Origin of the sequence: Embleya sp. NPDC005575 (assembly GCF_040605455.1) — a bacterium.
Classification (GTDB): Bacteria; Actinomycetota; Actinomycetes; order Streptomycetales; family Streptomycetaceae; genus Embleya.
Map to the genome: position 1 here is coordinate 1 of NZ_JBEXCV010000265.1, position 7,218 is coordinate 7,218.

Annotated in this window: 8 protein-coding genes and 2 pseudogenes; 4 read left to right on the forward strand and 6 right to left on the reverse strand. The window is 69.8% G+C overall.

Annotated elements, in window-relative coordinates; all coding sequences use genetic code 11:
* Window positions 1-245 (reverse strand): hypothetical protein (locus ABZS54_RS41340; protein ID WP_355548101.1); only part of this gene is annotated, 245 nt, incomplete at its 3' end.
* A 1,152-nt stretch (window positions 246-1,397) separates the two neighbouring features.
* A complete protein-coding gene (locus ABZS54_RS41345) occupies window positions 1,398-1,676 on the reverse strand; it encodes a hypothetical protein (protein ID WP_355548121.1) in 279 nt (92 codons plus the stop codon).
* Between ABZS54_RS41345 and ABZS54_RS41350 the strand changes: the two genes are divergently transcribed.
* On the forward strand, window positions 1,566-2,045 hold the full coding sequence (locus tag ABZS54_RS41350) for an SAM-dependent methyltransferase (protein ID WP_355548119.1): 480 nt from the start codon (window positions 1,566-1,568) through the stop codon (window positions 2,043-2,045). The genes ABZS54_RS41345 and ABZS54_RS41350 overlap by 111 nt on opposite strands.
* Here ABZS54_RS41350 and ABZS54_RS41355 read toward each other — a convergent pair.
* The 4 genes and pseudogenes from ABZS54_RS41355 to ABZS54_RS41370 all read right to left on the reverse strand — a co-directional run.
* Window positions 1,997-2,476: pseudogene (locus tag ABZS54_RS41355) on the reverse strand (plasmid pRiA4b ORF-3 family protein); the annotation flags it as partial. The gene ABZS54_RS41350 and the pseudogene ABZS54_RS41355 overlap by 49 nt on opposite strands.
* Before the next feature lie 45 nt (window positions 2,477-2,521).
* Complete coding sequence (locus tag ABZS54_RS41360) at window positions 2,522-2,905, reverse strand: hypothetical protein (RefSeq protein ID WP_355548104.1); 384 nt, start codon at window positions 2,903-2,905, stop codon at window positions 2,522-2,524.
* A 569-nt stretch (window positions 2,906-3,474) separates the two neighbouring features.
* A complete protein-coding gene (locus ABZS54_RS41365) occupies window positions 3,475-3,732 on the reverse strand; it encodes a hypothetical protein (protein WP_355548107.1) in 258 nt (85 codons plus the stop codon).
* 366 nt (window positions 3,733-4,098) lie between these two features.
* Entirely contained in the window at window positions 4,099-5,475 is a 1,377-nt protein-coding gene (locus tag ABZS54_RS41370) for a hypothetical protein (protein WP_355548110.1), read from the reverse strand.
* 231 nt (window positions 5,476-5,706) lie between these two features.
* Between ABZS54_RS41370 and ABZS54_RS41375 the strand changes: the two genes are divergently transcribed.
* From ABZS54_RS41375 to ABZS54_RS41385, 3 genes and pseudogenes are all read left to right on the forward strand, one after another.
* Window positions 5,707-6,663, forward strand: coding sequence for an NAD-dependent epimerase/dehydratase family protein (locus ABZS54_RS41375; protein ID WP_355548113.1), 957 nt, complete (start codon window positions 5,707-5,709; stop codon window positions 6,661-6,663).
* The gene (locus tag ABZS54_RS41380; protein ID WP_355548116.1) at window positions 6,660-6,941 is read left to right on the forward strand and encodes a MoaD/ThiS family protein; all 282 of its coding nucleotides are present in this window, start codon (window positions 6,660-6,662) and stop codon (window positions 6,939-6,941) included. The genes ABZS54_RS41375 and ABZS54_RS41380 overlap by 4 nt, the downstream gene beginning before the upstream one ends.
* 2 nt (window positions 6,942-6,943) lie before the next feature.
* Window positions 6,944-7,218, forward strand: a pseudogene (locus tag ABZS54_RS41385) (hypothetical protein); the annotation flags it as partial.

Sequence of the window (7,218 nt, forward strand, 5' to 3'; positions counted from 1 at the left end):
ACGGGTTCGGCGGGTCCGGTAGTGCGGCCAGCGTCGCCTCCGGCCGGATCGCGTACCTGCTCGGCGTCCCACACCGCGGCGAGCGCGTCGAACCGCGCGGCCAGGAACCGGGCCAGGTTCTCGTCCCAGGCCAGCCGCCCCGCGGCCAGGTCGCGCGCGAACGCGCGGAAGGCATCGACGACGTCACCGGTCGGGACCGGTTTGCCGCCCGGCGCGGGCGAAAGACGCGGCAGCGTGAGGATCATGCCTCCACCTCATCAAGGCCACGGCGCCGCGCGCATCCTCCCGCAGGAGACAACAGTCGACCCGGCAGGACTTCAAGCGCGTCGGCGACGAAGCGCGGCACCGCCTCGACGGTCCCCTCGGCCAGGTCAGCAGCCCGCCGCGTGCAGCTCCGTCGACCCGGACGAAACGCCCGCGCGGCAGCAGCCCGGCGGCGGCGCGACCGGTGTACGGCGCGAAGTACAGGTCGTGCTCGAACGCCAACACCAAGGCGGGTACCCGGATGGTGGCGAGCGCGGCCGTCCCTGTACGGCGCGGTCGCCCACATTCGTTGATCGCAGGGCGAGAGCGACCACACCAGTCCGCGGTGCGGTCGGCCCGGGTCACTCGTCGCCCGCGCCCGGCCACCGTTCCTCGTCGTCGCTGTCGTCGTCCTCCAGGACGTGCGGCGCGCACGGGGGCAGAACTCGCCGTGGCTGTCGATGCGCCAGCCCTTGTTCTCCGCGAGGCGCTGCGCGTGCGCGGACTGATCCCTCAGCGGTGCTGACAGACCACCCAGACCTATCTGGAGTCGGTCGACTGGACCGACCCGGGCCATGTCGGCAGGGTCCTGCGCGTGTTCGAGCGGCTGCTCGACGACTGGGACCCGGACGCGCTACGGAGCCTGCACAACGCACTCCTGCGCGACGGCTACGCCACCGATCCCGAGACCGGCCACATCACGCCCGTCGGCGCCGGGCTGGCGGTGGGCAACCTGGCACACCTCAAGGACGCGCCCGCGATCCGCGAGCAACTCGCCCGGATCCAGCGGGCCGTGCTGGACGACCCGGCCCCGGCGGTGGGCAGCACGAAGGAACTCATCGACTCCACCGCCAAGGTCGTCCTCACCGAACGCGGCGTCCCCATCGACGACTCCATGGGTACCCGCCCTGGTCAAGGAGGCCCAACAACTCCTGGACCTGCACCCCTCGGCCCACACGCCCCGGCCCGACGGCCGCGACGCCGTCAAGCGCATCCTGGGGCTCGGTGTCCGATATCGCGATGGGACTCGCGGAACTGCGCAACCGCGGCTACGGCACCGGCCACCACCCGCGCGGGGCTCCGACACCGACACGCACACCTCGCAGTCAATCGGTCCCAGATGAACACACTCCGGCTTCGCTCAGGAACGGAACTCACCCGATCCAGTGATAGCGCCACACCTGTGCGATCGCTAGGTTCATGGTCACCAAGGCTGAGCTGCAACAACATGAGATCGACGGCACGGGCAACAGCTCGGACCCTCGGAGAAGCTCGCGGTGGCGCAGGCCCGGATGTTGTTGGACCAGAACGAGCACACCGGCGTGGTCGCGGCCGACATCACCGATCCGCAAGCCGTGTTCACCGATCCGGTGGCCGGCGCCATCCTCGACCTCGGCGAACCCGTCGTGATCGTGCTTGCCGGCGTGCTCCATTGTGTGGACGACCCGATCGCCGTGGCCGGCCACTACATGCGGGCTGCCGCCCCCGGGAGTTTTCTGGTGGTCTGCGACTACGTCACCGAGAACGACATCCTGAGAGCGCGGATCGAGGCGCTCATGGCGGCGACCGCGCCGTCCTGGCGGGTCCGACGCGCCCGCGACGTCGACGACATCCTGCGCGGCACCGCCGTGCTGCGGCCCGGTGCCGGCGATGTTGCCCACTGGCGGCCTGACCGCACACCGCTGAGGAGCATCACCGGCATGCCGCCGTCCCTGTCCCTGTACGGGGCGGTCGCCCGCATCTCGCGGTCGAAGTACGCCGGGTTGTACTTGTGCTGGCCCCACTCGCGCAGCTCGCGGTAGCGCGGCCCCTTGCGGGCTCGGATCGCTCGTAGGGTGCGTTCGTAGCCGAGCGGGCCGCCGCAGTCTTCGGGTGGACAGGCCCGACGGCCGGCGCTGCACCGTGGGTAGTGGGTGTTCGCGGCCGGGCGGTGGATCTTCTCCACGATGATCTGGTGGGTCCAGTGGTCGCCGAAGTCGTACACGTACCCCGCGCCGCTGCCCACCTCGGGCAGCACCTGGGCGACGGTGTACGCGGAGGGCTCGCGGCCGTTGTGCCCGTACGTCTCCCACCGGGCGCCGAACTCGTACAGGTGAGCGTCGTCCCAGCCCATGGCGATCTGGATGACGGCGTGCAGTCCGGAGAGCGTGGTGTGCGAGTGGACGTGGATTCGCCGCCACACCACCGGCTCGATATCCGGCATCGACACTCGCAGTTGGTGCACGGTCTCCACGAGGGCAACGGTATAGGCAGAGGCCCCGCTCGCCGCCAGTCCGGACTACAGCGGTAGGACCCACGCGTGGCCGGCGGTGCGTCCGGCGCCCTCGGGCGGCCTGCCCTGGCGTGTCTCGTCGATGACTTCGAGCACCCAGTCGTCCGCCTCGGACCTGGTCTCTTCCCAAATGGCTTCCACCTGCGCGGTGTCCATCCCGGCGGGACAGGTGATCACGCCGGTGTCCGGGTCCCAGTGGACGCCGTGGGCCGCGAGCCTGGAGCGGGCCCGGTCGCTTCGCCCGGACTCGATCGTGGACCAGTCGAACGTCTCGTGCGAACCGAGTGCGTGGGTGTCGCCGTCGCCACTCTGGTTGAACACCAGCTCGGTGACCGCGTCGTGGTCCGTCATCGGATCGACGTCGATGCCTTCGTGGAGAACGATGCTCATTTTCGGGCCTTCGGCTGATGGAGAACGGTCCCGGCACGCGGCTCGCGTCGGAGTTGGGATAGACGGATCTTCCCGCAGGGACGACCCCCATCGCTCCCTTCTCTCCTGCTCCGGCAATGTGGTTCCGTCGCCTCTCCCGTAGTGACGAAACCGCGTAGGTCTGGCGAATTGCCCGCAGCAGCAAGTCACTTGTTGTCCGTTGTCATCCAATCGAGGCGTTTGACAGCGAACCCAGTCGTTTCGGCTTTCGCGACAGCGAACCTAGGCGTGTGAGTGAGGACGCTGGGGGTGCTGGATGGCTGTACAGGCCGGTGTGGATCGCGGGAGTCGGCAGCCTGGTAAGCGGGCGCCTGGCTTCGGGCGCGCGGCCACGACCCGCCCCTCAGTCCGGTTCGCGAGGTCGGGGCCGCACGCGATGGACTGGCTCGTCGAAACCGGACACGGGTGGCGGGCTCGATTCGGAGGCAGTCGAGGAAGCGGTCCCCGCGACAATCAGCGGCACGCCGTCGGTCTGAGACGCAACCGCAGGTGACGGACACGACGAGCGTGCCGCCACCTCCGGGGGCACGTCACCCTTCCATGCCCTCGATTACGTCGCCGCGAACACAGGCGATGCCCTTGATCATGGCGTGAGGTGACCGGCTGCCCTCCGTGTTCGCCCCCGCCCCGGCGAAACCGAACTGGATCACCGCCTCGCCCAGGAGACTTGCGTCGCGACTCACCCTGACCCGTTGCCCCCGGGTGAACTCTCCGCGCTCGACGGTCATGAAGACCGCGGAGTCGCCGTTCGAAAAGGCGAACGAATCCGTCACCACTGCTCGCGTCATAGTGTCTTCTCCTCCGGCTGGACCGATCGGCGGGGTCACACAAGCGGCCTTCGACACGCGACAACGGAGCCTACCCAAGGACCTCACGGTGTCGGCCCGGCCGCCCAAGCCCGGAACCCCCTGGAGCCGACAGGCCCCGGCCATTGCACACGGCACCAACCGGCCGTCCGGTTTCAACGAAGGCAGTCCATCGGATCGTGGTCGCGCCGAAGCGAAGCACCGCCCACCCGGCTGCCAACGCGTTTATTGTCACGAACCCTGGGTCGACTGGGTTGCATGACACAGCGACTGGATTCGTTGACAACGAACACTTGTCACCGTCGGCGCCCGCGACCGAACGCCTGTCGCACAACAAGCAATCGCCGATCAGCGGGTGCCGGTCAGGAAGACGGTCGCGCGTTGGTCGAGGTCCTGGGCGCATCGCAGGCCGCGGGCGCGGAAGGGCGTGAGGCTGCGGCGCATGGTCTTGATCGCCTTGCGGGTGCGGACGGATTGGACGCCGTCCATGGCGTCGATGGCGCGGTTCCAGGTGTCGCATGCCTGCTCGACGCCGCCCTGGGCGATCTGCATTTCGGCTTGGGCGACCAGGTCGAGCGCGACGATCCGCGCGTATGTGCCCTGGGGGCGGTGCGCGGCCGCCGCGCCGTATTGTTCGGCGGCTTCGCGCCGGTCGTCAAGGGCTTCGAAGACCTTGGCCGCACGTGAGTGCACGGTGGCGACGGGTGGCCCCCATGCGAGCGCCCAGAACGGAACGTCGTCGCCTTGCCCGGCCGCAATGCCCGCCCGTGCGGCGTCGACCTCGCGAATCGCCCGCCGGTGGTCGCCGGCCTTGGCGAGGGCGTGCGCGTGGGTGACGCGGAACAGGGCCTCGGTGCGCACGTCGACCCGGCCGCGCACGATCGACAGCCCGGCGTCGGTGAGGGAGAGGCAGTGTTCCGGGTGGTGAAGCTTCATGGTCTGCATCGCCATGGTGCGCATGACGAAGCCGTCGTGGCCGACGATGCCCGACTCGACCGCGAGAGCGTACGACTGCATGTAGTACCGCTGCGCAAGTCCTTGTTGCCCGGCGTCGTAGCTCTTCCATCCGCTCAGGTGTACGCCGGACGCGGCGGCGGAGAGCATGTGTCGGCGGGCGTCGTCGGTGCGGAACCGGCCCCGGCACAAGGTGGCGACGTCGTCCCTGAGGTACTGGACCAGCGCGGAGCGTCCGTGTTGGCCCCCGTACCGTTCGTCCATCTCGGTGAAGGCGCGGACCATGTCCCGCACGGCGTTGACGTCGGCCTGTCCGGCGACGGCACCGGAGCGGACGGCGTGTGCGCGGGAGGCGATGTCGCGAACGTGATGCAGCGGCAGGACGGCCGCCGCGACGGAGTAGGCGCTGTTGGTCAGGAACCGTCGGCGATGCAATTCCGCTCCCCAGATCGGCGCGAGGGCGTCCCACGGGTCGACGCGTAAGGACAACCCGATGCTGTCATCGTCCCCGTTTGCGCCGGCCGGCAGCCCGATGTCGTCCAGGGTGACCGGGCGCCCGAGCCGGCGGGCCAGCGCCTCGGCGAGGTAGGACCCGGTGCGGCCGGCGGGTTTGGCGCCGGTGATCCAGTGCTCGATCGAGGACCGGTTCGTCCGCAGGAACTCCCCGTTCTCGGCTGCCACTCTGCGGACCGCGTGGGCCAGGGCCTCGTACGTGAGACCGGCTTCCGCGACCGTGTCCCGCAGGCGCGCGTTGGGCGTGCGTTTCGGCATCGAACAGCCCCCATATACGTCGTATACAGCCCTCTCCCGGCCATACCGTATCGCCGTGTCCGGGGCACGAGTTGACTGATCGGCAGGCCCGAGAAGCGGGCGAAACCCCGGCACCATGCGTGCGCCGGGGTGCCGCAGTACCGCGGCCGATACACCAGGCAGGTCGGGGCGCCGGTTCGGCGCGCCCGGCCGCGGGTGATGGCCGCGTCGTCCGAGAAAGGTTCGCATCCCATGGACCACGTTCTGATCACCGGCGGTGCCGGGTTCGTCGGCACCAGGCTGGCCGCCGCGCTGTTGGCGCGCGGGGCCCGGGTGACCGCCGTCGACAACCTGTCGGCCGGTCGACTGCCGGCGCTGGCGGCCCTGTCGACCGACGAGCGGTTCACGCTCGTGGAACACGACGTCACGCGCGCGTTCGAGGTCGCCGGCGAGGACACGCTCACGGCGGTGGTACACCTGGCCAGTCCGGTGGGCCCCGCCCTGGTGCGCGAGCAGCCGGTCCGTACCCTGCTCACCGCGTCGTTGGGCACCATGCACGCCCTGGAGATCGCCCGACGCCGTCGGCTGCGAATCGTCCTGGCCTCCTCGGCGGAGGTCTACGGCGACACCGAAACCATCCCGCAGACCGAGGACTGTCGCACCGCCGTCGACCCCAACGGACCGCTGTCGGCATACGCCGAGGGCAAGCGATTCCTGGAGGCCCTGGCAACCGGCTACCGGCGCGAACACGCCGTCGACACCGGCATCGTGCGGCCGTTCAACATCTACGGGCCCACGTTCGAGGGTGACTCGCGGGTGGTCACCGCCTTCGTCGTGGCCGCACTTCGCGGACAGGAACTACGTCTGAACGGCGGCGGACACGCACTGCGCAGCCTGTGCTTCGTGGACGACTTCGTGGCCGGGCTCCTGGCGATGCTGCGATCGAGCGATCCCGGCCCCATCAACCTGGGTTCGGCCGACGGCGTGCGCATCCGCGACCTGGCCGAACTGGTCGTGCACGCGGTGGGGTCGGGCACCATCAGCCACGTGCCCGGTGTGGAGGGCGAGACCCGCACGAGTTGCCCTGACATCTCCCGCGCGCAACGGGTACTGGGGTGGAGCCCGACCACGCCCCTGGCGGAGGGAATCGCGGCCACCGTCGCCGGTATGCGCGCCCTGGTCCACACCTCGGCGGGAGGATCACGATGAGTGTGCGTCTGAGCGTCCCCGCCGCCTGGCGGACCCTGTTGCCCGGCGTCGACACCGACGCCCTGACGTGCGAGGCGACCACCGTGGGCGATGCCCTGACCTGGCTCACCCGAGCTCACCCCGCACTCGGTGAGCGCCTGCTGCACGAGGGCCGGATCGTGGCGTGGACGAACGTCTTCATCGGTGAGGACAACGTGCGTGACCTTGACGGTCTCCGCACGCCCCTGCCCGCCGCCGGGGCGACCCTGACGATTCTCCCGGCGATGGCGGGAGGATGAGCATGTCCACCCGCTCCCACCTCGCCGGCACGGTCACGCTCCCCACGTCCACCGTCGAGATCGGCGCCCCCGAACGCCACCTCGACACGCTCGCCACCCAGCAGAGCTACGCACGGGTGTGGTTCGAGGACGAGGCCCCACAACACACCGTCATCGTGGCCGCGTTCACCATCGACGCACACCCGGTCACCACACCGCAGCGCTTCGCTCGCCTCCTCCTCACCCGCCCCGAGAACCTGCGGGACAAGGACACTGCTCTCCTGCGCGAACTCACCAG

Coding starts and splice junctions, on each gene's coding strand:
- ABZS54_RS41345 (WP_355548121.1), bottom strand. CDS start 1,676: ATGGAGCACGCCGGCAAGCACGATCACGACGGGTTCGCCGAGGTCGAG.
- ABZS54_RS41360 (WP_355548104.1), bottom strand. CDS start 2,905: ATGAGCATCGTTCTCCACGAAGGCATCGACGTCGATCCGATGACGGAC.
- ABZS54_RS41365 (WP_355548107.1), bottom strand. CDS start 3,732: ATGACGCGAGCAGTGGTGACGGATTCGTTCGCCTTTTCGAACGGCGAC.
- ABZS54_RS41370 (WP_355548110.1), bottom strand. CDS start 5,475: ATGCCGAAACGCACGCCCAACGCGCGCCTGCGGGACACGGTCGCGGAA.
- ABZS54_RS41375 (WP_355548113.1), top strand. CDS start 5,707: ATGGACCACGTTCTGATCACCGGCGGTGCCGGGTTCGTCGGCACCAGG.
- ABZS54_RS41380 (WP_355548116.1), top strand. CDS start 6,660: ATGAGTGTGCGTCTGAGCGTCCCCGCCGCCTGGCGGACCCTGTTGCCC.